The sequence below is a fragment of the Streptomyces sp. NPDC002619 genome (assembly GCF_042889305.1).
Taxonomy (GTDB): Bacteria; Actinomycetota; Actinomycetes; order Streptomycetales; family Streptomycetaceae; genus Streptomyces.
Genome location: NZ_JBIAQV010000010.1, coordinates 211,140 through 233,724 on the forward strand (window position 1 = coordinate 211,140; position 22,585 = coordinate 233,724).

21 protein-coding genes and 1 pseudogene are annotated in these 22,585 nt (G+C 71.8%); 9 read left to right on the plus strand and 13 right to left on the minus strand.

The features are described 5' to 3' along the window. Positions 1-142 precede the first annotated feature (142 nt). The 3 genes from ACFYXB_RS19050 to ACFYXB_RS19060 all read right to left on the minus strand — a co-directional run bounded on the left by ACFYXB_RS19050 (position 143) and on the right by ACFYXB_RS19060 (position 2,067). Positions 143-553 (minus strand): Uma2 family endonuclease, encoded by a 411-nt coding sequence (locus ACFYXB_RS19050; RefSeq protein ID WP_389583607.1) that lies wholly within the window; start codon positions 551-553, stop codon positions 143-145. A 5-nt stretch (positions 554-558) separates the two neighbouring features. Continuing rightward, positions 559-762, minus strand: coding sequence for a hypothetical protein (locus tag ACFYXB_RS19055; RefSeq protein WP_389583610.1), 204 nt, complete (start codon positions 760-762; stop codon positions 559-561). Positions 763-963: 201 nt separating this feature from the next. Further along, positions 964-2,067 carry a mechanosensitive ion channel family protein gene (locus ACFYXB_RS19060; RefSeq protein ID WP_389583613.1) on the minus strand — a complete coding sequence of 368 codons (1,104 nt, stop codon included), beginning with the start codon at positions 2,065-2,067 and terminating at the stop codon, positions 964-966. Between the two features lie 311 nt (positions 2,068-2,378). Here ACFYXB_RS19060 and ACFYXB_RS19065 point away from each other — a divergent pair, with 311 nt between their 5' ends. Then, positions 2,379-2,915: an HNH endonuclease gene (locus ACFYXB_RS19065; RefSeq protein WP_351356599.1), complete on the plus strand. Its 537-nt coding sequence runs from the start codon at positions 2,379-2,381 to the stop codon at positions 2,913-2,915. 44 nt (positions 2,916-2,959) lie between these two features. Here ACFYXB_RS19065 and ACFYXB_RS19070 read toward each other — a convergent pair whose 3' ends face one another. The 5 genes from ACFYXB_RS19070 to ACFYXB_RS19090 are packed head-to-tail and all read right to left on the minus strand — an operon-like array spanning position 2,960 to position 7,098. Next, positions 2,960-3,562, minus strand: a complete 603-nt coding sequence (locus tag ACFYXB_RS19070) for a hypothetical protein (protein ID WP_389583615.1) — start codon at positions 3,560-3,562, stop codon at positions 2,960-2,962. Further along, on the minus strand, positions 3,559-4,854 hold the full coding sequence (locus tag ACFYXB_RS19075; RefSeq protein ID WP_389583618.1) for a hypothetical protein: 1,296 nt from the start codon (positions 4,852-4,854) through the stop codon (positions 3,559-3,561). The genes ACFYXB_RS19070 and ACFYXB_RS19075 overlap by 4 nt, the downstream gene beginning before the upstream one ends. 29 nt (positions 4,855-4,883) lie before the next feature. Beyond that, a complete protein-coding gene (locus tag ACFYXB_RS19080; protein WP_389583620.1) occupies positions 4,884-5,645 on the minus strand; it encodes an ABC transporter ATP-binding protein in 762 nt (253 codons plus the stop codon). Then, complete coding sequence (locus ACFYXB_RS19085; RefSeq protein ID WP_389583622.1) at positions 5,642-6,502, minus strand: zf-HC2 domain-containing protein; 861 nt, start codon at positions 6,500-6,502, stop codon at positions 5,642-5,644. The genes ACFYXB_RS19080 and ACFYXB_RS19085 overlap by 4 nt, the downstream gene beginning before the upstream one ends. Further along, positions 6,499-7,098: an RNA polymerase sigma factor gene (locus ACFYXB_RS19090; RefSeq protein ID WP_389583624.1), complete on the minus strand. Its 600-nt coding sequence runs from the start codon at positions 7,096-7,098 to the stop codon at positions 6,499-6,501. Before ACFYXB_RS19090 ends, ACFYXB_RS19085 begins: the two co-directional genes overlap by 4 nt. A gap of 166 nt (positions 7,099-7,264) precedes the next feature. Here ACFYXB_RS19090 and ACFYXB_RS19095 point away from each other — a divergent pair, with 166 nt between their 5' ends. From ACFYXB_RS19095 to ACFYXB_RS19110, 4 genes are all read left to right on the plus strand, one after another. Next, on the plus strand, positions 7,265-7,501 hold the full coding sequence (locus tag ACFYXB_RS19095; protein WP_389583627.1) for a hypothetical protein: 237 nt from the start codon (positions 7,265-7,267) through the stop codon (positions 7,499-7,501). Then, the gene (gene malQ / locus ACFYXB_RS19100) at positions 7,502-9,607 is read left to right on the plus strand and encodes a 4-alpha-glucanotransferase (protein ID WP_389583629.1); all 2,106 of its coding nucleotides are present in this window, start codon (positions 7,502-7,504) and stop codon (positions 9,605-9,607) included. Positions 9,608-9,686: 79 nt separating this feature from the next. Then, positions 9,687-9,938, plus strand: coding sequence for a hypothetical protein (locus ACFYXB_RS19105; protein WP_389583632.1), 252 nt, complete (start codon positions 9,687-9,689; stop codon positions 9,936-9,938). Positions 9,939-10,104: 166 nt separating this feature from the next. Beyond that, positions 10,105-10,431 (plus strand): hypothetical protein, encoded by a 327-nt coding sequence (locus ACFYXB_RS19110; protein ID WP_389583635.1) that lies wholly within the window; start codon positions 10,105-10,107, stop codon positions 10,429-10,431. Here the strand turns inward: ACFYXB_RS19110 and ACFYXB_RS19115 are convergent. Next, complete coding sequence (locus ACFYXB_RS19115) at positions 10,428-10,937, minus strand: MarR family winged helix-turn-helix transcriptional regulator (protein ID WP_389583637.1); 510 nt, start codon at positions 10,935-10,937, stop codon at positions 10,428-10,430. The genes ACFYXB_RS19110 and ACFYXB_RS19115 overlap by 4 nt on opposite strands. A 70-nt stretch (positions 10,938-11,007) precedes the next feature. Here ACFYXB_RS19115 and ACFYXB_RS19120 point away from each other — a divergent pair. Then, a pseudogene (locus ACFYXB_RS19120) lies at positions 11,008-11,430 on the plus strand (EamA family transporter); the annotation flags it as partial. Here the strand turns inward: ACFYXB_RS19120 and pepN are convergent. Next, positions 11,427-14,003, minus strand: a complete 2,577-nt coding sequence (gene pepN / locus ACFYXB_RS19125) for an aminopeptidase N (RefSeq protein ID WP_389583639.1) — start codon at positions 14,001-14,003, stop codon at positions 11,427-11,429. The pseudogene ACFYXB_RS19120 and the gene pepN overlap by 4 nt on opposite strands. Before the next feature lie 112 nt (positions 14,004-14,115). Between pepN and ACFYXB_RS19130 the strand changes: the two genes are divergently transcribed. After that, positions 14,116-14,586 carry a DUF1203 domain-containing protein gene (locus ACFYXB_RS19130; RefSeq protein ID WP_389583641.1) on the plus strand — a complete coding sequence of 157 codons (471 nt, stop codon included), beginning with the start codon at positions 14,116-14,118 and terminating at the stop codon, positions 14,584-14,586. On the opposite strand, the gene ACFYXB_RS19135 is transcribed toward ACFYXB_RS19130, so the two are convergent. Both ACFYXB_RS19135 and ACFYXB_RS19140 read right to left on the minus strand, forming a co-directional pair. Next, positions 14,583-15,599 carry an aspartate-semialdehyde dehydrogenase gene (locus tag ACFYXB_RS19135; protein ID WP_351362919.1) on the minus strand — a complete coding sequence of 339 codons (1,017 nt, stop codon included), beginning with the start codon at positions 15,597-15,599 and terminating at the stop codon, positions 14,583-14,585. The two genes, ACFYXB_RS19130 and ACFYXB_RS19135, sit on opposite strands and share 4 nt — an antisense overlap. Positions 15,600-15,716: 117 nt before the next feature. Further along, on the minus strand, positions 15,717-17,741 hold the full coding sequence (locus ACFYXB_RS19140) for a TerD family protein (RefSeq protein ID WP_389583645.1): 2,025 nt from the start codon (positions 17,739-17,741) through the stop codon (positions 15,717-15,719). 140 nt (positions 17,742-17,881) lie between these two features. Here ACFYXB_RS19140 and ACFYXB_RS19145 point away from each other — a divergent pair, with 140 nt between their 5' ends. Beyond that, the gene (locus ACFYXB_RS19145; RefSeq protein ID WP_389583648.1) at positions 17,882-18,421 is read left to right on the plus strand and encodes an RNA polymerase sigma factor; all 540 of its coding nucleotides are present in this window, start codon (positions 17,882-17,884) and stop codon (positions 18,419-18,421) included. Position 18,422: 1 nt separating this feature from the next. Further along, positions 18,423-19,121: a hypothetical protein gene (locus ACFYXB_RS19150; protein WP_389583651.1), complete on the plus strand. Its 699-nt coding sequence runs from the start codon at positions 18,423-18,425 to the stop codon at positions 19,119-19,121. Positions 19,122-19,173: 52 nt separating this feature from the next. Here ACFYXB_RS19150 and ACFYXB_RS19155 read toward each other — a convergent pair whose 3' ends face one another. Beyond that, entirely contained in the window at positions 19,174-22,482 is a 3,309-nt protein-coding gene (locus tag ACFYXB_RS19155; RefSeq protein ID WP_389583684.1) for a S8 family serine peptidase, read from the minus strand. Positions 22,483-22,585: the final 103 nt, after the last annotated feature.

Consider the following 22,585-nt stretch of genomic DNA (forward strand, 5'->3'; position numbering starts at 1 on the left):
GGGCATTTCGTCCACCCGATGATCACTGTTAGGAAAGTTTCCTATTGGGTTGGGAGGAACGTAAGCCCAAGGTGAAGGGGGCGTCAATAGACAACGCCCCCGGGGCGACTGAGTCGTTACCTCGAGGGCGGGGTGCGCACTGTCAGTCGTGGAGGAAGGGGGTGGTGTCGAGGGTGGGGTAGGGGGCCGGGAGGGGGAGGGAGCTGCACAGGTCGACCTTCTTGTCGGTGCCGTAGTACGCCTCGGTGGGGTCGTCGCCGGGGAGGACGGGGTCCGTGTAGCAGTGGGCCGTCTTGGAGTGGCGGTCGATGAGGACGTGGATGGGGATGCCGGCGGCGGCGTACGCGCGGAGCTTGGGGCCGGTGTCGGTCTCGTGGTTGGTGGAGGTGACCTCTCCGACGAGAGCGAGCATGTCGATGGGGTACCAGCCCTTGTGGGCTTTGGGGTACGACTCGTCGAGTTCGGTTGGCTCGCGGCGCAGGATGTAGAAGTCCGGGATGACCAGAGCCGTGGTGCCGCCGTCCCTGTTCGCGGCCCGGTAGCCGTTGCCCATGCCTGTCAGATCCAGCCCCGCAGCGAAGAACCGGACAGCGAGCTGAAGGCGCCGTCGTTGTGTTTGTGGTTCGGCTGCGGCGGCACGACAGCGGTCCCCTCGACATACTCGGGTCGAATCGGCGCCACGGACGCCTCCTCGATCACGATCAACAGATCGATGGGGTCCTGCTGCGTCATGACCGTCTCCATGATGGGTTCGGCGCTCATCCCTGGTTCTCCTCGTCACGCTGATGCCAGGCTAAGCCCGCGCTGGGCGCCCCGGCAGGACGATGGGGCACCCCGAAGCCGCCGACGCCGGAATGCCTCATCCGTTCACTCGAACGAGTGTGCTGAACCGTTCCACCTGCCCATGCGCCAGGGGGCGGCACCCGGAACCCCGGATGCCGCCCCCTGGCGAACCAGTCGCCGTTACCTCGTCGGCGGCCGCTGCTGCGCGATCGGCGTCGTCGCCAGCGCCTGCGGCGACGTCGCGTCGTTGAACGCCGACGGGGCCGCGACGCCCGCCGAGCGGTCGGGGGTGTCCTCCTCCGGGGCCACCGGCTCGCCGCCCACGATGCGGATCGACGCCGCGTCGAAGGCCCGCTTGATGCGCCAGCGCAGTTCCCGCTCCACCGACAGCGACTTGCCCGGCATCGTCTTCGCCGAGACGCGGACCACCATCGAGTCGATCAGCACGCTGTCCAGGCCCAGCACCTCGATCGGGCCCCACAGGAGCTCGTTCCAGGGCTCCTCCTTGCTCATCGTCTCGGTGACCTCGTTGAGGACGGCCTGCACCCGGTCCAGGTTCTCGGACGGGCGGACGGTCACGTCCACGCCCGCTGTTCCCCAGCCCTGCGAGAGGTTGCCGATCCGCTTGACCTCGCCGTTGCGGACGTACCAGATCTCACCGTTCACCCCGCGCAGCTTGGTCACCCGCAGACCGACCTCGATCACCTCGCCGGAGGCCACACCCGCGTCGATCGAGTCGCCGACGCCGTACTGGTCCTCGAGGATCATGAAGACCCCGGAGAGGAAGTCCGTGACGAGGTTGCGTGCGCCGAAACCGATCGCCACACCCGCGACACCGGCGGACGCCAGCAGCGGGGCCAGGTTGATCTGGAACGACGCGAGCACCATCAGCGCCGCCGTCCCCAGGATCACGAACGAAGCGACCGACTTCAGGACCGAGCCGATCGCCTGGGAACGCTGCCGACGGCGCTCGGTGTTGACCAGCAGACCACTCAGCGCCGTTCCGTCGACCGCGTCGGCCGTCCTGCTCATACGGTCGATCAGCTTGGTGATCGCCCGTTGCACGACCACTCTGAGCACGGCCGCGATCACCAGGATCAGCAGGACGCGCAGACCGATCGCGAGCCAGGTCGACCAGTTCTGCTCGACCCAGCCTGCGGCGTTCGACGCGCTGTCCTGGGCGTCCTGGAGCGTGGGCACCGTCACAGCCGTCTCCGATGAGGAGGGAGAAGGTGACGGCGACGGCGACGAACCGGCGGCCAGTAGGACGGCGGGCAAGGACACGGCAGGTACCTCCAGGTGCTGCACTGCCCTCCCGGTACGGCGGTCAAGGTCGTCACGATCAGGGATAGGTCACCGGACGGGCAGAACCAACACTAACGGGGCATTGTGTGTGGGCCGTGCGCCATGCATCGGAGAGACCGGACTCACCTGGGCTTGAACAGGCCGTGATCCGGGGGATGAATTCAGGTGTGGTCGAAAACACTCCCGGCCCGTTACCGGGACATGGTGGCGCTTCCACCAGGCATGAGGGGAGACTGGCTGCAGATCGTCCCGGCGCGAGCCACGCGCCGCCGGCGTACAAGGAGGCATCCGTGCCGCACGTCCTGGTCCTCAATGCGTCGTACGAGCCGCTCGGCGTCGTACCGCTCCGCCGCGCGCTCGTCCTCGTCCTGGAGAACAAGGCAGTCTCCCTCGAGGAATCCGGCGCCTATATGCACAGCGCAACCGTCACAGTCCCCGCACCCAGCGTGGTCCGGCTCAAGCGATTCGTACGGGTTCCCTATCGGGGGCCCGTTCCTCTCACCCGCAGGGCGCTGTTCGCCCGCGACGGGGGCCGGTGCATGTACTGCGGTGGCGTCGCAACCAGCGTCGACCACGTCATCCCGCGCAGCCGCGGGGGCAAGCACGTCTGGGACAACGTGGTGGCCTCCTGTCGCCGCTGCAACCACGTGAAGGCCGACCGTCACCTCGTCGAGATCGGCTGGCGGCTGCGCCACAAACCGGCACCACCCACCGGCCTGGCCTGGCGCATCATCGGCACCGGCCATAGGGACCCGCGCTGGCTGCCCTATTTGCAGCCGTACGGCGCGGAGGAGGCCTTGGCCCGGATCGACGGCATATCCGCCTGACGATCCGGGCTTTCGCACACCCGGGGCACCCCGTGGCCGGCTCCTCAGCCGCGGGGCCCTTCGGGCCGCGCCCCGAATGCGACGTACAATCCCCCGCCCACCACGAACGCGGCCAGCGCCACCGCCCAGGCGCCCGGCTGCCCACCCGGCTGCATCGGCCACGCCCACACCGTCGCCGCGCGCCCCCGTACACCTGAGGACGCCAGATACACCGAGCTGACATAGCCGAACGCCGGCAGCCAGCTCAGCCGGGCACCCAGCAGCACCGCCGCGGCCGCGGTCACTCCCGTGCAGCCCAGCGTGTTGCGGATCAGCGCCGGAGGACCGAACACGTCCGGATGCCCGAACACGGCGGGCGCCACCAGCGCCGCCGCCAGCCCGGTCAGCCCGGCCAGCTGCACCAGCCGCAGCGGCCACCAGGGTCGTACGGCGGTACGGTCCAGTTCGTCCGACGGCGCGTACAGGCTCGCGCCGATCACCGCGGCGGCCAGCAGCGGGGCCAGGGCGACGATCGGCACCCGGCGGTCCGGGTCCACGTAGGTGTCCATCCGGTGCGCCGCCCAGAGCGCGAAGCCGGCCGTGGCGGTGAGCGCGGCCAGGGTGAGGGGCAGGGCGCGGGAGCGGGCGTAGAGGAGGGGGCCGGTCACAGGGCGGGCACCTCGCTCGGGCGGCAGGAGCCACGGGCCGCCATATAGGCCGACAGCCAGTCACGGCGTTCTTCGTCGCTCATCGAGGCGAGGCGGGCGCGGGCAGCGAGGCGCTTTCTCAGCTCGGCACGGTGGGCTTCGTCGCCCCTGGCGTCGGCGTCGTCGAGTGCCTTCTGCAGGGGGCTGGGCGCGAGGTAGGCCTGGACTGCGTCGTCCACCCTGAGAACGCGCGCGTCCAACTGCTTCTCCAGGCAGTCGCCGCGCAACTGCAGACTTCCTACGGCCTCCCGCGCGTACTGCTCCGGATCGGTCAGCCGTCCTCGTACGAGCGACCAGCCGAGCGGCGTGAGCATCGGCAGCTGGGCCTCGTCGGCACGCGGCTCGCCCGGCCGGTCCTCCCACCGCACCGGCAGATTCCGCACCCCCTCCAGCTTCCCGGTGATCCCGGACAGCGCCTCCGTCACCTGCGGGAGCAGGCCCGAGTACCGGGCGTTGACGCAGATCGCCGGGGTGACGGAGGTGTCGCACACCTGGCGGCGGGCGAGCGGGTCGCTGTGCCACAGGCCGTCCCCGGTCTGCACGAGCAGCGCGCCCGCGGCCGTCGCGGCGGCCAGCGGCAGCAGGGCCGAGGTGCGGCGCCGGACGGTGTACGCCAGCACCGCGGCCGCCGCCGGCCCCGCCGTCCACACCGCCATCGCCGCTGGCTGCCACCACACCGGGACCGAGGTGTCCCCGACCGGGAAGGCCGGGTTGAGATGGCGGCCGGAGCCCTCGCGGCTCACCGCCAGGATGCCGAGCCCCACGTACCCGGCCATCGCCAGCAGCGGGGCCGCGAGCCTCGAGGGCACCGCGCGCCCCACCACGTGCCCGGCGAGCACGGCCGCCGCGGACGCGACGAGGTCCGCGGGCAGCAGCGCGAGGTGCGGCCGGTCGCCGTGGGCGTACGGCCAGGTGGCGAGCAGGGCCAGACCCGCCGCGACCAGTTGACCGGCGGCCACCCACAGGGCGGCGGGCAGGGCGGAGGCCAGGAACCGGGTGAGCGGCGCCCGTACGGCCGTCGTCAGCAGCTCCCCGGTACGGCGCCGGCGCTCCCGCCCGCCCTGCCAGCAGCCCGCCGCAGCTGCCAGGGGTACGACGATCAACTGGGCGTTGTGCAGTTCGGCGGCGGTCTCCGCCCAACCGCCCTGCCAACGCGCCGATGAACCGGCCAGCAGCACACCGAGCGTCAGCACGACGGCGGCCCCGGCCCAGGGAGCGAAACCGCGAACGGCCTCGGCGCGCAGGGGATGCACGGTGAGCCTCCGTGCGGTCGAAAGAGTCGTCATACCGCCGCTGCCGTCCGATGCGCCCGCAGCGCCGCCGTGTAGCCGCGCTCGATCGGATGGTCGCCGGGTCCGTCCGACGCCTCGCCGAGGGCGTTGAGCGCGTCCGGGGTGCCCCGGTAGGCGATGCGTCCGGCGTCGACGAGGGTGACCTCCGTACAGGCGGCGGCCACGTCCTCCACCAGATGCGTGGAGACGATCACAGTGGCGGAGGTGCCCAGTTCGCGCAGCAGGGCGCGGAACTCCACGCGCTGCTCGGGGTCGAGACCGGCGGTGGGCTCGTCGAACAGCAGCAGGCGCGGCTCGTTGACGATGGCCTGGGCGATGCCCACGCGGCGGACCATGCCGCCGGACAGCGTCCGGATCCGCGCGTCGATCCGATCACCGAGCCCGACCCGGGCCACGGCCCGTTCGACGGCGGCCGGGATACCGGCGGCGGGCAGCTCCTTGAGCCAGGCGACGTACGCCACGAACTCCCGGACCGTGAACCCGGGGTAGTAGCCGAACTCCTGCGGCAGATAGCCCAGTTGACGGCGGATCTCGCCCCGGCGTCGGTGGTCGGCCAGGTCCTCGCCGAGGATCTCCACCCGGCCGCCGGACGGCCGCGCGACCGTGGCCAGGACCCGGATCAGCGACGTCTTGCCTGCCCCGTTGGGCCCGAGCAGCCCGTGCACACCCGTGCCGAGCGCGAGGTCGACATGGTCCAGGGCGACGGTCCTGCGGTGCCGGACGCGCAGCCCGGTCACTCGTATCGTGCTCAAGGCCTCTCCAGACGGTCGTAGGCGGGACGCCGGACGGTCAGCACCACGGCGCACAGCACGGCCGCAACCGCCCAGCCGCCCTGCGCAAGGCCACCGTCGAGACAGCGGGCGAGCTGCTCGGCAAGCCGTGCGGTGAGTCCGCCGTCGGCCGTGGAGAGCGCCGGCGCGAGGACGGCGGCCAGCCAGCCGCCCCCGGTCAAGGCCGTCGCGCTACGGCAGCCGACGTACGACGCCAGGGCCAGCGAGGCGAGCGTCAGCGCCAGCCCGGGCAGCAGCCAGGCGGCGGCACCGGGAGCGCCCGAGCCGGGCAGCAGCAGCCCGGCCAGGGTCAACAGCGGCAGGCTCACCACGAGGACGGCGGCCGTCCGGGTCAGCGCCAGCTTCAGCCCCCCGGACGGGGTGGCAACCGCGATCTCGTACAGCGGATCGGCGTGCGGGCCGTAGGACAGGGCCACCCCGGCGACTGGGACGACCGGCGCGACGGCGAGCAGCAACGCCCGCGCCCCCGAGACCCCGCCGACATGCGCCAGGACGAGTGCACCGACGGCCACGAGGAGCACGCCGGGCAGCCACGCACCGCGCACGGCGGGACCGGCGGCCCACAGGACGCGGGCGAGGCGGGGGACGGCGTGTGTGCGCGGGGAGACCGGAGCCGCCCCCAGCACCGCGTCCCGTACGTCCGCCAGCACCAGCCCCGCCGAGGTGTCCCGCACCGCCGCCGACACGCGTGCCGCGCAGGCCGGGCAGTGCTCCAGGTGCTTCTCCAGGGACCAAGCGTCCGGTTCCGGCAGGGAACCGGCGGCATAACGGGCGGCCTGGTCGTCGGTGGCATGCCAGATATGGGTGTTGCGGCTCATGCCGGGCCTCCCGTCGGAGCCGTGTTCAACGCCGGGTTCAACTGGGCCAGGGCCGCGCGCAGTTCGGCGCGGGCGCGCAGGGCGCGGGACTTGACGGTGCCCTCGGGTATGCCGAGGAGCCGGGCGGTCTCCCGGGTCGTCAGTCCGTCGACGACGGTGGCGCGCAGTACGTCGCGCAGCTCGGGGGAGATCCGGTCGAGAGCAGTGCCGACATCGCCGTATTCCAGACGGGCCAGCACCCGCTCCTCCGTGGACGGCGCGGCGCTCGCGGGCTCGTACCAGGCGTCGGCCCGCTCCCCGCGCGCGGCACGCTCCTGCGCCCGCCGCGCGTCGACGAGGCGTCGCGCGGCGATGGTCCACAGCCAGCCGCCGGCCTCCTGCCCGCGATGCCCGTCCGCCGACCGCCACACGGTCACGAAGGTGTCCTGCAGCACTTCCCGTACGACTTCGGGATCCGCGCACCGCCGGGTCAGCCGCGCGTGCAGCCACCCCGCGTGCCGGTCGTACAGGACGGCCATCGCCGCCGCGTCCCCGCCCGCGACGGCCCGCAGCAGCACCGCGTCACCCTGCTCGTCGTTATCCCGGTGGCCCCCCATGGGGCGGAACAGTCTCACAACCTGCCTATCGCCCGACCGCCCGCCGCCGGTTCACGACGGGGCGCCCGCCGACTCCAGCAGCCGTCGAGAGTGCCGTCGCGCCCACTGGGTAGGCCTGCCGTAACCCGCCAGAAGCCGTACCCGCCGTACCGACAAGGAGGCCCCCGTGGCCGCACCGGCTCATCTCTCGATCCCGGCCCAGTCCAAACCCGTGCAGGGGCCGTCCGTCGAACCGGAGGAGCTCCACCTGTGCGTGTTCAGCGCGGAGGGCGCCTGCGCCGAGGCGCCGCTGACCAGTGAGCCGCCCCTGCCCGACGCCGAGGCGCCGCTCACCAGCGAGCCGCCGCTCGCGGACGCCGCCGCGCTGACCAGTGAGTCCGACGCCGGCGCGGACGGGCTGTAGATGACCGCGCCCGGCTCGGGCGAGCCCGTCGACGAGGAACTGTCCCGGCTCGCCGAGCTGCACGGCGTCGCCACCTCCTACAGCCCCTCCCCGGACCGCACGGTCGCCGCCTCCGCCGGCGCCGTCATAGCCGTCCTGGCCGCGCTCGGCGTCGACGCGGGCACCCCGGGGGCGGTCAGCGCCGCACTCGCCGACCGCGAACGCGAACTGCGCGAGCGGCTGCTCCCACCGACCGTCGTCCACTGGGCCGGCACCTCCGAGAACCCCCTCGCCGAGCTGCCGCCCGGCACCCGCCTCCGTGTCGAGACCGAGCAGGGAGACGTCCGCGACGACGCCGAGCACCTGCCGACCGGCGTGCACCGCATCACCGCCACCGCCCCCGACGGACGGACCGCCGAGGCCCACCTCGTCGTCGCCCCGGACCGGCTGCCGACGCCCGCCGCGCGCTCGTACGGCCTCCTCGTCCAGCTCTACTCCCTCCTGTCCGAGCGCTCCTGGGGCATGGGCGACCTCGGTGACCTCACCGACCTCGCCACCTGGGCCGCACGCACCGCCGGCGCTGGATTCGTGCAGGTCAACCCGCTGCACGCGGCCGTACTGGGCACCCCCACCGACCCCTCTCCCTACCGCCCGTCCTCCCGGCGGTTCCCCGACCCGGTGCATCTGCGGGTGGAGAACATCCCCGAGTTCGCGTACGTCGCGGACCGTGAGCAGGTCCGTACGCTCCTTGAGCGCGCCGACCGGCTGCGCGCGTCCGTGCTCGACAAGGGCGCGCTGATCGACCGTGACGCCGTGTGGGAGCTGAAGAGGGAGGCACTGGACGTCGTTGTCCGTGAAGTTCCGCTCGGGCCCGGGCGGCAGGCCGCGTACGACGACTTCCTCGCCGAGGAGGGGCAGGCCCTGGAGGACCACTCCACCTGGTCCGCGCTCGCCGAGACGTACGGCCCGGAGTGGAGCCGCTGGCCGGAGGGGCTGCGTGACCCCCGCTCGGCCGAGACCGCCCGGGCCCGCGCCGAGCTGAGGGACCGCGTCGACTTCCACTCCCGCCTCGCCTGGCTCACCGACACCCAGCTCACCGCAGTCCAGCGTGCCGCGCGCGAGGCGGGCATGCCGGTCGGGATCGTGCACGATCTGGCCGTGGGGGTGCACCCCTCGGGCGCCGACTCCTGGGCGCAGCAGGAGTACTTCGCGGCCGGGATGTCCGTCGGCGCTCCACCGGACGCCTTCAACGCCCGCGGCCAGGACTGGGGGCTGCCGCCCTGGCGCCCCGACCGCCTGGCCGCGTCGGGCCACGCGCCGTACCGCCACGTCCTGCGCGCCCTCTTCCGCTACGCCGGCGCCCTGCGCATCGACCACGTCATGGGCCTGTTCCGGCTTTGGTGGGTACCCCAGGGACAGCCGCCCACCGAGGGCACCTACGTCCGCTACGACGCCGAGGCCATTCTCGCCCTCCTCGCCCTGGAGGCCTCCCGTGCCGGGACCGTCGTGATCGGCGAGGATCTGGGCACCGTGGAGCCGGGCGTCCGCGAGACCCTGCACCGGCGCGGAGTGCTCGGCACCTCGGTGCTCTGGTTCGAACGGGACTGGGAGGGCGACGGCCATCCTCTCCCGCCCGAGCGCTGGCGCGCCGACTGTCTCGCCACCGCCACCACCCACGACCTCCCGCCCACGGCCGCCCGCCTCACCGGCGAGTACGTGGAACTCCGCGACAGCCTCGGCCTGTTGACCCACCCGGTGGAGGAGGAACGGGCGGCGGCCGCCGCGGACACGGGGGAGTGGCTCGCCCTGCTCACCCGACTCGGCCTGCTCGACGACACGGCCGGGGAGCATTCGTCTGCCGCCGAGGAACGCTCTTCCGCCGTCGAGGAGGCGCAGATCCAGGCCGTCCACCGTTTCCTGCTGCGCACCCCCGCCCGCATGATCGGCGTCTGGCTCCCCGACGGCATCGGCGACCGCCGCCCGCAGAACCTGCCCGGCACCTGGGACCAGTACCCGAACTGGCGCCTGCCCATAGCCGACGCGGAAGGCCGCCCGGTGACCCTGGAGGAACTGGTGGCTTCACCGCGACTGCACGCCCTGTTGGAGGTCCTGCGACAGGAGGGCTGAGGGGGCGGGCCGAGGGGCCCCGGCCCGGCTACGGCACCCCGGACGCGCGACTCGTTCGGACGTTCGCTACTTTTGCAGGGTGGACAAGAAGAACGCCCTGCGCGCCGGCGCCCTGGCTGCCGGTACGACGCTGATGATGCTGCTCATGTCGTCCCCCGCGCTCGCGCTGACGCGCGACGACGGCGACGGCCCCGGCACGGGCCTGAGCGTCGTCGAGACGCTGGGCCTCTACGTCCTGGCCCCCCTCGCCCTGTTCGCGATCATCGCGGGCCTGGTGATGGTCCTGGACAAGTCCAAGTACCGCGTGACGAAGGGCAGGGCGAAGGCCTGAGCCCGTCCTGACCCGAGCGTCCGCCGAGGGCGCCGACCTCCCGCAACCGTACGAGCAGGTGACGTACGGCGGTGAGGTCGGCGTCCTTGGCGTGTTTTTGCGGGGTTCGGCTTCGTCACCGGTCCGTGAGCGGAACGCCAAGCCCCGGCCGTGTACCCGATCCGTCTTGTTCGTCCCTGCGACGCCCGTACGTCGCGCCTGGGGCCTGCTGGCGGCCTTCCTGGTGCTGGTCCTCCCCTTCGTCCTGCTCGGCGCCGTCTCGGTCGACGAGCGCATGGCCCGGACGGCGATCGTCGTCCTGGGGGTCATCGGATACGGGGCGCTGCTCACCACCTTCTCCCGCGCCGGCTTTGTCGCGGGAGCCGCCGGGCTGCTCGTGCTCGCCGCCGCCTACTGGCTCGCGCCCCGGCTCGCCGACCGGGCCCAGCGGCGCCTGGCGGCAGGCGTGGCCGCCCGCTTCACTCTGCCGCGAGACGCCCAGGGCGCGCCCTAGGACGGCTCCTTCGCAGTGCCCGCCAGCAACTCCCGCAACAGGTCGGCCAGTTGGTCGGCCTGTTCGCCGTTCAGGGCGGACAGCGCGTCCGTCTCTTCCGCGAGGCCCGCGCCGACCGCCTCGTCGATCAGCCGCAGCCCCTCCGGGGTCAACGTCACCTGGAGGCCGCGCCGGTCGTGCGGGTCGGGGGAGCGGCGCAGCAGGCCGGCCCGCTCCAGTTTGTCGAGGCGACCGGTCATCCCGCCCGTGGTGAGCATGAGCGTGGCCGAGAGGCTGCGCGGCGAGAGCGCGTAGGGCTCGCCGACGCGGCGCAGGGTGGCCAGCACGTCGAACTCGCCGCGCGAGATCCCGAAGCGGGCGTACGCCTTCTCCATGCGGTCGCCCATCGCGCGCGAGAGCCGGAAGATCCGGCCGAAGACCTCCATCGCGGCGGTGTCGAGGTCGGGCCGCTCCTCGGCCCACTGCTCGATGATCGCGTCGACGGGGTCCTTGTGCTGTGCGCTCATGCGGTGAGTATCCGCGCGGCTCCGGTCGCCCGCAAGGAACTGGCTTGCGACTAAGTAGCTTACCGATAAGCTACTTGCCATCGCCGAGGGCGCGCCACCCGCGCTGGACGGCCGGGCGGCCGGCGGTTACCTCTACCTGGCGCTGGCGAACACGGCGGTGGCGTACTGGCTCTGGTTCCGCGGCATCGGCCGCCTCAGCGCCACGCAGGTCACCTTCCTCGGCCTGCTCTCCCCGCTGACCGCCGCCGCCGTCGGCTGGGCGGCCCTGGGCCAGGCGCTCTCCCCGGTGCAACTGGCGGGCATGGCGCTGGCGTTCGGGGCGACGGTGGCGGGACAGCTGGGGGCGCGGCCCGTGGCCGTACCACGGTTGTTCAGCCCTGCTGCCGTGCGACCGCCGGTCGGCGCCGGGCAGCTCAGCGCACGAAAAGGGGCGCCCGGTGCAGCACCGGGCGCCCCTCGTCGCCGTACGGAACAGGCGGGTCGTACGGACTAGGCGGTGGCCGCCGCGTCCGCAGCCTGCGCCCGCAGCGCACGCTCGACGCCCGCGCGGGACTCCGAGACGAGGCGGCGCAGGGACGCGTTGGGGTCGGCCGCCGCCAGCCAGGTGTCCGTCTTGACCAGGGTCTGTTCGGACACCTGGAGCGACGGGTAGAGGCCGACCGCGATCTGCTGGGCGATCTCGTGCGAGCGGGAGTCCCAGACGTCCTTGACGACCTCGAAGAACCTGTCCGCGTACGGCGCCAGCAGCTCACGCTGGTCCGTCTGCACGAAGCCGCCGATGACAGCCTCCTGCACGGCGTTCGGGAGCTTGTCGGACTCGATGACCGACGCCCACGCCTCCGCCTTGGCCTCCGGCGTCGGGCGGGCCGCGCGGGCGGTGGCCGCGTGCCGCTCACCGGCCGCGGTCTTGTCCCGCTCGTACTCGCCCGCGATCTCCGTCTCGTCGAAGCGGCCGACCGTCGCGAGACGCTCCACGAACGCCCAGCGCAGCTCGGTGTCGACGACCAGGCCCTCGATCGTCTGCGTGCCGTCCAGCAGGCCCTCGAGGAGGTCCAGCTGTTCCGGCGTACGGGCGGTCTGCGCGAACGCCCGCGCCCACGCCAGCTGGTGGTCGCTGCCCGGCTCGGCCGCGTGCAGATGGGCCAGCGTGGCGTCGGTCCAGCGGGTGAGCAGGGCCTCGCGGGTGGTCGGGTCGGCGTACAGCTCGATCGCCAGCTTCACCTGGCGGTGCAGCGACTGCACGACGCCGATGTCGGACTCCTTGCCGATGCCGGACAGCACCAGGGACAGGTAGTCGCGGGTGGCGAGCTCGGCGTCCCGGGTCATGTCCCAGGCCGACGCCCAGCACAGGGCGCGCGGCAGGGACGCCTCGAAGTCGCCGAGGTGCTCGGTCACGAACGCGAGGGACTGCTCGTCCAGTCGGACCTTGGAGTACGACAGGTCGTCGTCGTTGAGCAGGATCACGTCCGGGCGGGCCTTGCCGGCCAGCTGCGGTACGGCCGTCAGCTCGCCGTCCACGTCCAGCTCGACCCGGCCGGTGCGCAGCAGCTTGCCGCTGTCGGCGTCAAGGCTGTAGAGGCCGACCGCGATGCGGTGCGGGCGCAGGATGGGCTCGCCCTTGGCGCCCGCGGGCAGGGCCGGGGCCTCCTGGCGGATGGCGAAGGAGGTGATGACGCCGTTCGCGTCCGTCTCGATCTCCGGGCGCAGGACGTTGATGCCGGCCGTCTCCAGCCATTTCTTCGACCAGGTCTTCAGGTCGCGCCCCGAGGTCTCCTCCAGGGCGCCCAGCAGGTCGGACAGGCGCGTGTTGCCGTACGCGTGCCGCTTGAAATAGGCCTGGACGCCCTTGAAGAACTCGTCCATGCCGACGTAGGCGACGAGCTGCTTGAGGACGCTGGCGCCCTTGGCGTACGTGATGCCGTCGAAGTTGACGAGCACGTCGTCCAGGTCGCGGATCTCGGCCATGATCGGGTGCGTGGACGGCAGCTGGTCCTGCCGGTACGCCCACGTCTTCATGGAGTTGGCGAACGTCGTCCAGGACTGCGGCCAGCGCGACGCCGGGTGGTACGCCTGGCAGGCGATGGAGGTGTAGGTGGCGAACGACTCGTTCAGCCACAGGTCGTTCCACCACTCCATGGTGACCAGGTCGCCGAACCACATGTGGGCCAGCTCGTGCAGGATCGTCTCCGCACGCACCTCGTACGCCGCGTCGGTCACCTTGGACCGGAAGACGTACTGGTCGCGGATGGTCACCGCGCCCGCGTTCTCCATCGCGCCCGCGTTGAACTCCGGCACGAAGAGCTGGTCGTACTTCTTGAACGGGTACCGGTAGTCGAACTTCTCCTGGAACCAGTCGAAGCCCTGCCGGGTCACCTCGAAGATCGCGTCCGAGTCGAGGAACTCGGCGAGCGAGGGCCGGCAGTAGATGCCCAGCGGCACGGACTGCCCGTCCTTCTCGTACACGCTGTGCACCGAGTGGTACGGACCGACGATCAGCGCGGTGATGTACGACGAGATGCGCGGCGTCGGCTCGAAGACCCAGACGTCGTCCTTGGGTTCGGGCGTCGGGGAGTTGGAGATGACGGTCCAGCCCGTCGGCGCCTTCACGGTGAACTGGAAGGTCGCCTTGAGGTCCGGTTGCTCGAAGGACGCGAACACCCGGCGGGCGTCCGGTACTTCGAACTGGGTGTAGAGGTAGGCCTGCTCGTCGACAGGGTCGACGAAGCGGTGCAGCCCCTCACCGGTGTTGGTGTACGCGCAGTCGGCGACGACCCGAAGGACGTTTTGGCCCTCGAGCAGCCCCGGCAGGGCGATCCGCGAGTCCGTGAACACCTCGGCCGCATCGAGCGGGTCGCCGTTGAGGGTGACCTCGTGGACCGTCGGGGCCACGAGGTCGATGAAGGACTCGGCGCCGGGTTCGGCGACAGCGAAGCGCACCGTGGTCACGGACCTGTAGGTTCCGCCCTCCTGCGCACCGGAGAGGTCGAGATCGATCTCGTACGAGTCAACGGTGAGCAGCTTTGCCCGCTGCTGTGCCTCTTCGCGAGTCAGGTTTGTGCCAGGCACGCGGTCATCTCCTCGTTATGTGTGGGTTGCGCCATCCTTCCATGGGACCTCCACGGAACGCGATGTCCGGATCCCGCCGGTGGGCGGGGGCGCGGGGCGCGACGCTGGCCGTATGACGACGTACATCGCACGACCCATCACCCCGGAGATCCTCAAGGAGCTGCGCTCTGCTGACGACTCGGGCCGCGAGTCGGTTCCCCTGACGGACGAGGAGGGCGGCGCCCCGCTGCGCTGCTGCCTGCGCCGCAGCGAGCCGGGGGAACGCATCGCGCTCGTGACCTACGCCCCGGTGCGCCGCTGGGCGGCGGAAACCGGGGTCGATCCGGGGGCGTACGACGAACAGGGCCCGATTTTCATCCACGCGGCCGAGTGCCCGGGCCCGGACACCGACGGCTATCCCTTCGCGAACGCCCACCGCACGGTACGGCGGTATTCGGCCGAGGGTCGGATCCTGGGCGGGGAACTGGTCGAGGCGCCCGACGACGCGGCCTTCCGAAACGCGTTCGACGACCCGGCCGTGGCACTCGTCCACGTCCGGGCCGTCGAGTACGGCTGTTTCCTCTACGAGGTGCGCAGGGACTAGCTCCGCAGCTCCGCCGCCACCAGCTCCGCGATCTGCACCGCGTTCAGGGCCGCGCCCTTGCGGAGGTTGTCGCTGGAGACGAACAGGGCGAGGCCGTTGTCGACCGTCTCGTCCGCGCGGATGCGGCCCACGTACGACGGGTCCTGGCCGGCCGCCTGGAGGGGGGTCGGGATGTCGCTGAGGACGACACCCGGGGCGCCGGCCAGCAGCTCCGTGGCGCGCTCCGGGGACAGCGGGCGCGCGAAGCGGGCGTTGACCTGGAGGGAGTGGCCGGAGAAGACCGGGACGCGGACGCAGGTGCCGGAGACCTTGAGGGCGGGGATCTCCAGGATCTTGCGGGACTCGTGGCGCAGCTTCTGCTCCTCGTCGGTCTCGTTCAGACCGTCGTCGACGAGGTTGCCGGCGAAGGGGAGCACGTTGAAGGCGATCGGGCGCTTGTAGACCTGCGGCTCGGGGTAGTCCACCGCAGCGCCGTCGTGCGTGAGCTTGTCGGCGTCGGCGACCACCTTCTGGGCCTGGCCGTGCAACTCCGCGACGCCCGCGAGGCCCGAGCCGGACACCGCCTGGTAGGTGGCGACGACCAGCGCCTCCAGGCCCGCCTCCGCGTGCAGCGGCTTCAGGACCGGCATCGCGGCCATCGTGGTGCAGTTCGGGTTGGCGATGATTCCCTTGGGGCGGTCGGCGATCGCGTGCGGGTTCACCTCCGAGACCACCAGGGGTACGTCCGGGTCCTTGCGCCAGGCCGAGGAGTTGTCGATCACGACGGCGCCCTGCGAGGCGACCTTCTCGGCCAGCGCCTTCGAGGTCGCGCCGCCCGCGGAGAACAGCACGATGTCCAGGCCGGTGTAGTCGGCGGTCGCTGCGTCCTCCACCGTCACGCCGTCCAGGACCGTCCCTGCCGAGCGGGCCGAGGCGAACAGGCGCAGCTGAGTGACCGGGAAGTTCCGCTCCACGAGGATCCTGCGCATGACCGTGCCGACCTGACCGGTGGCTCCGACGATTCCGACCCTCACTGCGACTCCTTCACCTGGCTTGCGGGTGCCCCCTGCGTGGCCGGGGCCTTTCCATCATGCGTCTCACCCCGGCCGACGTGTCCAATCCTTTGCCCGAGGAATGGGACGGGTCTCATGTCAGCCGCGCAGCTCGATGCTCCACTTGCCGGACGTCCTGATCTGGAGGAATCCTCCCGGAACGCGCTGCAGACCGGAAGCCGTGCTGATCCGGCGCACCGGTTCCAGGCGTTCGTCCAGTTCCCAGAGCACCACCAGGTCCAGCATCCCGCGCGGCTCGTGCTTGACCATCACCTCGGCCTCGGGCCCGGTGTGACGTACGACTCCATAGCCCTGGCCCTCCACGAGCTTGCCGAGCACCGGGACGGAGGCCGTGTCCGCGGTCTCGATCCGCCAGCAGGTGTCGACGCTCGCGGCGAAGACATGCACATAGCAGTACCCGGTCTCCGAGACCCATATCGGTCCGACGGTCGGGCGGCGCCGCCCCACGCTGTCGGCCGAGATCCGCAGCTGGCCGTCGGCCTGCAGGGTGCGGGTCTCCAGCGGCTCCGTGTCGGAGGTGGTGCGGTGCAGACCGAGCAGCGCGGGCGGGCCGTCGTAGCGGAACACCGCGCTGCCGCGGCCCTCCGCGGCGCCGGTGAGCGGCGGCACCTGCTCGATCGGCAGCAGGCGCAGGCTCCAGTCGCCCCCGTCCTCCACCTTCAGTCGCACCTCCGGCTCGCCCTTGCGGAAGAGCACGGTGCGGCCGTGCCTGCCGTGCCGGGAGCCCTCCAGGAACGTCTCCTCGTCGTCGTACTCGTCGAGCAGCTTGACCCGGTACGACGCGAAGGTGCCGGCGTCGGTGAAGGAGTACTCCAGCAGCGCCGGACGTCCGGGGGCCGGGTTGGCGAGGGTGACCGTCCTGTCGCCGCGGCCCGTCCAGGCACCGGCGGCCTGCGCGGCGGCCCCGTCGAACACGGGGAGGGGCCGGGCGGTGAGCTGCCAGGGGCCGTCGGCCTCCAGGAGCAGCAGCAGGGGGCCGTCGGGCAGGGGCACGGTCTGGCGGAACGGGTCGGTGTCGTTGACCAGCAGGTCGTACTCGTCGGGCCTGCTGAGATACCGGGCCTCGAGGCACTTCAGCCCGAAGTAGCCGCCGTCGTCCTCGTCGCCCGCGAAATCAACGTCGAGATCGGCCGCCGTGCCGGTGTAGGCGATGACCTCCGGGCCGTATCCGCTCAGCGGGCCCTGGCCGATCCGGCGGGCCACCGACAGCGGCTGTATGGACACCGTCCAGTCGTGGTCGGCCTCCACCCGCAGCCGCAGTGGGCGGTCCTCCGGCGGCAGGACGAGGGCGCGGCCGCGGAAGTCGCGCAGGGTGGAGTTGTAGAGGAGGTCGTCGTCCTTGTTGCGGCGGGTCAGGGTGTGCATCCCGAAGTAGCCGTCGCCCTCGTGCCAGGCCTCGACGATCACCGGTCCCGGCGGCAGGGGCACGTCCACGGAGACGACGCCGTTGCCCCGGCCGCGCTGTGTGTACGGGTGGAACTCGGGGCCGAAGGAGTGGGGGACGGCGTCCTGCGGGGCGGGCGCGGGCGCGACCGGCGTCGGCGGCGGCATCGGCGTCGGTGCCGGCGTCGGCGTCGGTTCCTCCACCGCGATCCCGAAGTCCGTCGCCAGGCCCGCGAGGCCCGACGCGTACCCCTGCCCCACCGCCCGGAACTTCCACTCCCCGTTGCGCCGGTAGAACTCCCCGAGTACGAATGCCGTCTCGCTCGACGCGTCGGTCACCGCGTAGTGCGCCACCACCGCGCCGTCGGCGGCCAGCGCCTGCACATACAGCCCGGGCACCTGCCCGAACACGCCCCCGTCGCAGGAGCCCGCGATCAGTACCCGCTGTATCTCCGGCTCGACGCGTGGCAGGTCCACTTCCAGCCACTCGACGAGCTGCCCGGCGCCCTGCGCCGCACCCGTGTGCCGTACGGCCCCGGAGGGGTGCGCGGGCTGGTTGTAGAACACGAGGTCGGCGTCGCCGCGGACCTTGCCGACGGCGTCGAGCAGCAGGGCCGAGGCGTCCACGACCGGGGCCCCGGGGACGTCCCGCCGGCCGATCGCGACCCTCAATGCGGTGGCGGGGACAGGGGCGTTGGCGCCTTTGGTGATGTGCGTCATGGCGCACATGGTGACAGTGGAGGAGGCGTGAAGTCGATGGTTGGATCAAGTGGAGGAGGAGGGTCCGGAAGATCGCCGGGAATCACGCCGAACGTTTCGGCTCCGTCCGGCGTCATAGGGGAAACGCGGCGAGGGGAGGGGTGGCTGTGCTGCGCAGAAAGGCCCGCCGCGGCCAAGGGGAGGACCACGGAGGGGACGATCCGCTGGACGCGGCGCAGGAGCGCCGGGTGCGGGCGGTGCTCGCGCTCGGGGGCGTACCGCAGGCGGACCTGCTGGACGGGGTGCAGCAGGTCCGCCTGCGGCTGTTGGAGCGGGCCGCGAAGGGGGAGGAGGCGCCGCGCGACGTTTCGGCGTGGGCGGCGGTCGTCGCCTCCCACCTCGCCATGGACTGGCACCGCGCCAAGCGCCGCCAGGAACGGCTCGGCGAGCGGCTGGCCTCGCTCAGGCAGACCGAACACGCCGCGGGCGAGGACACCAGCCTGCTCTCCCTCGCCGTCGCCCGGGGCCTGGACGACCTGCCCGACGCCCAGCGCCAGGTCCTCGTCCTGCGCTTCTACGCCGACCTGCCGGTGCGCGGGATAGCCGAGGAGCTCGGCATTCCCGAGGGCACGGTCAAGAGCAGGCTGCACACGGCGGTACGGGCCCTGCGCGCCCGCCTGCACGAGGACGAGGTGGTGTGACGTGACCGCCGAACACGAGGCCTACGACGGCTCCGATGCGCTGATGGCCGCGATCACGGGGGACCCGCTGCGGGAACCGGCGTGCGCGGACGCGGAGTTCACCGCCCGGTACCGGTCCGCCGAGGCCGATCTGACCCTCCTGCGGGAACAGTTGCGGATCATCGGAGACACACTGTCCCGGCCGACCGGCCGGACAGAGCCGGAGCTCGCGCCCGCACCCACCCCCCGCCCCCGCCGCACCTGGCTGCCCCTCGCCTTCGGCGCGCTCGCCGTGGCCGTCGTGGGGTTCCTGGTCGTGGGGATGGGATGGCTGATGGCCCAGGGTTCGGGCAGCAACCAGGAGTCGGCGGACACCAGTGGCGCCGCCAAGTCGGATGCGCGGGGGGCGTACAGCGTCTGCGCCCGGCTGGTCGTCGAGGGGGACGTGACCCGCGTCGAACCCGTCCCCGGAACCGGGCAGGAGCGGGTCACCCTGCGCGTGACCCGCTTCTACAAGCCGGCGAGTGGCAAGTCCCGGGTGACTGTCCTGACCGACAGGAGCGTCGCGCCGCCTCCCCGGAGGGGCGAGCACGTGCTGGTGGGCCTGCCGAGTCACGGCAGCGTCCCCGACCTCTGGGTCACCGGCGAGCAGGACATCGCCGGTGAACGGGCCGTCGTCGAGCAGGAGTTGAACCAGACGCCCACGACCAGCTGCCCATGAGAAAGGGGCGGGCGCCCGCGCCGGACGCCCGCCCCCACAGCCGTACAAACAACTACGGCGTGACCTTCTCGATCTTCACGCTGCCGACGCCCGCGGCCGTGCCGTGGCCGTTCACCAGCTGGACCTGACCGAAGAACTCACGGCCGGCCGGAGCCTCCGCGGCCGCCGTGACCTCGCCGGACACCGTGGCCGAGGCGCCGGTGGCGAGCTTGACCGGCGTGGACTCGTCGACCGTGACGGTGCCGAGCGAGGAGGAGAAGAACACGTCCTGGTAGTCGTAGTCGGTGGAACCCGACGGGACCGAGTAGCCGTAGACCTCGATGGTGTACGTACCGGCGGGGGGCGACGGGATGGAGACCGCCTCCTCCGAGTCGCCGTCCGCGGACTGCGCGACCTGCTTGCCGCTCGCGTCGAACACCGTCAGGTCGAGGTCGGCCGCCGTGTCGGAGACGTTGCCGATGGCGACGTCGAGCGACTTGGCGCCCTCGGGCACCGTGACCGTGGTGACCTGGGACTCGGCCTCCTTGATGGCCGGGCGGTCCGTCTTCGAGGAACCGAGCGGGCCGCCGACCAGCTTGCCGTCGAGCGCCGCGAAGTTGTTCGTCACCTTCCAGGAGGCGGTGGCGGGCGTGCCCACCTTGGCCTCGGGAACGGTCACGGTCTCCGGGTCGAAGGCCGCGCCGAGGACGGTGACGTCCAGCTTGTACGGGTTGTCGAGCAGCGGCGACGTACGGCGCGCCTCGACCTCGATCTCCCAGACGCCGGGCTGCGGGTCGGCGTACGCGCGCACGTCGGGCTTGCAGCCGTTGCCGTCGAGGTAGTTGTTGTAGCAGAACGGCGTCGAGGTGTTGTCGACCGGAACGCCGTACGGGTGGATCGCGATGAATCGCGTCTGGCTCGCGCCCTTCAGCCCGCCGATGGCGACCTCGAGGGACTTGGCGCCCTCGGGGACCGTCACGAAGTACGACTGCGAGCTGTTGCGCTGCACCGAACCCGGCGCCGAGTAGGTGAAGTTCACCGGCGACGAGACCACGACCGTGGTGAGGATCTGCTTGTCGATCCCCTCCGTGCGCGGGTCGTCGACCTCGAGGATCGCGCTCTTGATGCCCGCCGAGCGCGGGGCCGCCTGGACCTTGACGGTCACCGGCTGGTTCAGCGGCAGCCGCACCATGTCGTCGCCGAGGATCCGGAAGGTGTCACCGGCGTTGTTCGAGAGGTACAGCTCGTGCCAGACCGGCCGGTCCGGGCCGGAGGTACGGGTGATCGTGACGTCGTACGTCTTCTTCTGCCCAGCCTTCAGACCGCCCTCGCGGTCGTACAGGCCCGTGCCGAATCCCGGCGTCTCCAGCGCGAAGTCGATCGCGGTGTCGACCGGCGCCTTCACGGTGTAGTCGTGCGCGGTGGCATCGTCCTTGATGGACTCCCACGCGTCGACGATGTCGATGCGGCCCGCACCCTCCTCGTACGCCTGCACACCCTTGATGTGGTCGGCGGTCGAGACGAGGGCCGTGCGCAGCTTCGCCGGCGTGAGGTCGATGCCCTTCTCCTTGGCGGCGCTCAGCAGCAGCGCGCTCGCGCCCGCCGCCTGCGGGGAGGCCATCGAGGTGCCCTGGAGCATCGAGTAGCCGGCCGGCAGCGAGTAGCCCGCCTCGGCGACCGGGGCGCCCGGCAGCCAGGTCTGGGTGGAGTTGATCGCGGCGCCGGGCGCGACGAGGGTCGGCGTGAAGCCGCCGTCCTCACGCGGGCCGCGCGAGGAGAAGGGCAGCAGCGCGTACTTGTTCTCCACCGCCGAGCCGTAGTTGGCGGCCCAGGTCGCCTTGGAGATGGCCGCGCCGACCGAGATGACCTTGTCGGCCAGACCGGGGTCGCCGATGGTGTTGGCGCCGGGGCCGGAGTTGCCCGCGGAGATCACGAGCTGGACGCCGTAGGTGTCGATGAGCCGCGTGTACAGCTCGGCGCGCGCGTTGTTGCCGTCGTTCAGCGCCGGCAGGCCGCCGATCGACATGTTGACGATGTCGACGCCGCGGTTTGCGACGAGGTCGATCATGCCCTCGGTGAGCGCGACGTTGGTGCAGCCGCCGGTCCAGGTGCAGGCACGCGAGGAGACGATCTTCGCGCCCGGGGCCGCGCCGTTCATCTTCCCGCCGAACAGGCCGTTGGCGGCGGTGATGCCGGCGACGTGCGTGCCGTGCTCGGACTCGATCACGCCGATGTTGACGAAGTCCGCCTTCTTGCCGACCCAGGTCCCGCCGAACGGGTCCATCGGGACGTCCTTGCGGATCTGCACGACGAACGGCTGACGCTCGACGACGTCGGTCGCCGGGTTGTCGGTGCCGAAGTAGCCGACCTGGAAGCCGTCCTTGTACGGCTTCATCGGCGTGTCGTCGCTGAAGTCGAAGTTGTTGTTCAGGTCGACGCGGACCGTGCCGGCCGCCGGGTCGTACAGCAGACCCCAGACGTCGGTGGTGTCGCCGTCCCGGTTGGCGTCGCCCGCCGCGTCACCGCCGGCGGTGGACGACTCACGGAACAGGCTGACCTGGTACGAGCCCGCGGGCGCCGTCCAGGTCCGGCCGCTGAAGGTGAAGCTGGGCCCGGAGACGGGGGTGACCTGGGGGCGCCAGGTCGCGTCGCCGTCGACGATCGGGTCGGTCGCCGTCACCCAGTCGACGATCTTCCGCTCACCGGTGGTGGTCTTCTGCAGGGCCGGGTGGCCGAGGTCGACGCCCGCGTCGAGGATGCCGATGGTGACGCCGCGGCCGTCCGCCTTCGGGTGGTCCTTCACGAAGTCGACGGCGCCCGTCTCGAAGGACGGGTTGTACGGGTTCTCGGCCGGGGTGTTCTTGTTCGGCGCCGGGTAAGTGGTGGCCGTCGCCCCCGACTTGGCGCCCTTGGCGGTGTCCGCGCTCGGCGTCGGGTCGTCGAGCTGGATCTCCTGGCGCAGGTCGATGGCGTGCACCGAGGACAGCTTCGCGGCGGCGGCGATCGCCGCGTCCGCCCGGCCCGTCGGGACGGTGGCGCGGACATAGCCGAGCTTGTCGTACGTACGGCCCACCGAGCCGCCCTTGACACCGTCCAGCTCCTCGGCGACCTGCTCGGTCTGGCCCGGGGCGGTCGCGATCATCATCGTGACGTTCTTGTCGCCGGCGGTCTTGGCCTCGGCGAGCAGGTCGGCGTCGTCCGAACCGAGCTTGTCGTGGGCCGACTTGATGCCCGGGTCGGCCGCGGCGGGGGCGTTGTTCCCGGCGATGGCCATGGGTATCGGCCCGGCTGCGGACAGCGCGGCCACCAGGCCGGCGGCCACGGCTATACGGGCCACGCGTCTAGCGCCCGGTATCGGGTCGCTCTTGGAGGTGAGGGTCATCGGCATCCCAAGTAGGTAAAGGAGCGTTGATCACGGCAGTCCGGATTTCGGTGCCGGACGATCGCTCAGCTTTACGTAAGGGGAAGATGTTTGGGGAGAGTTG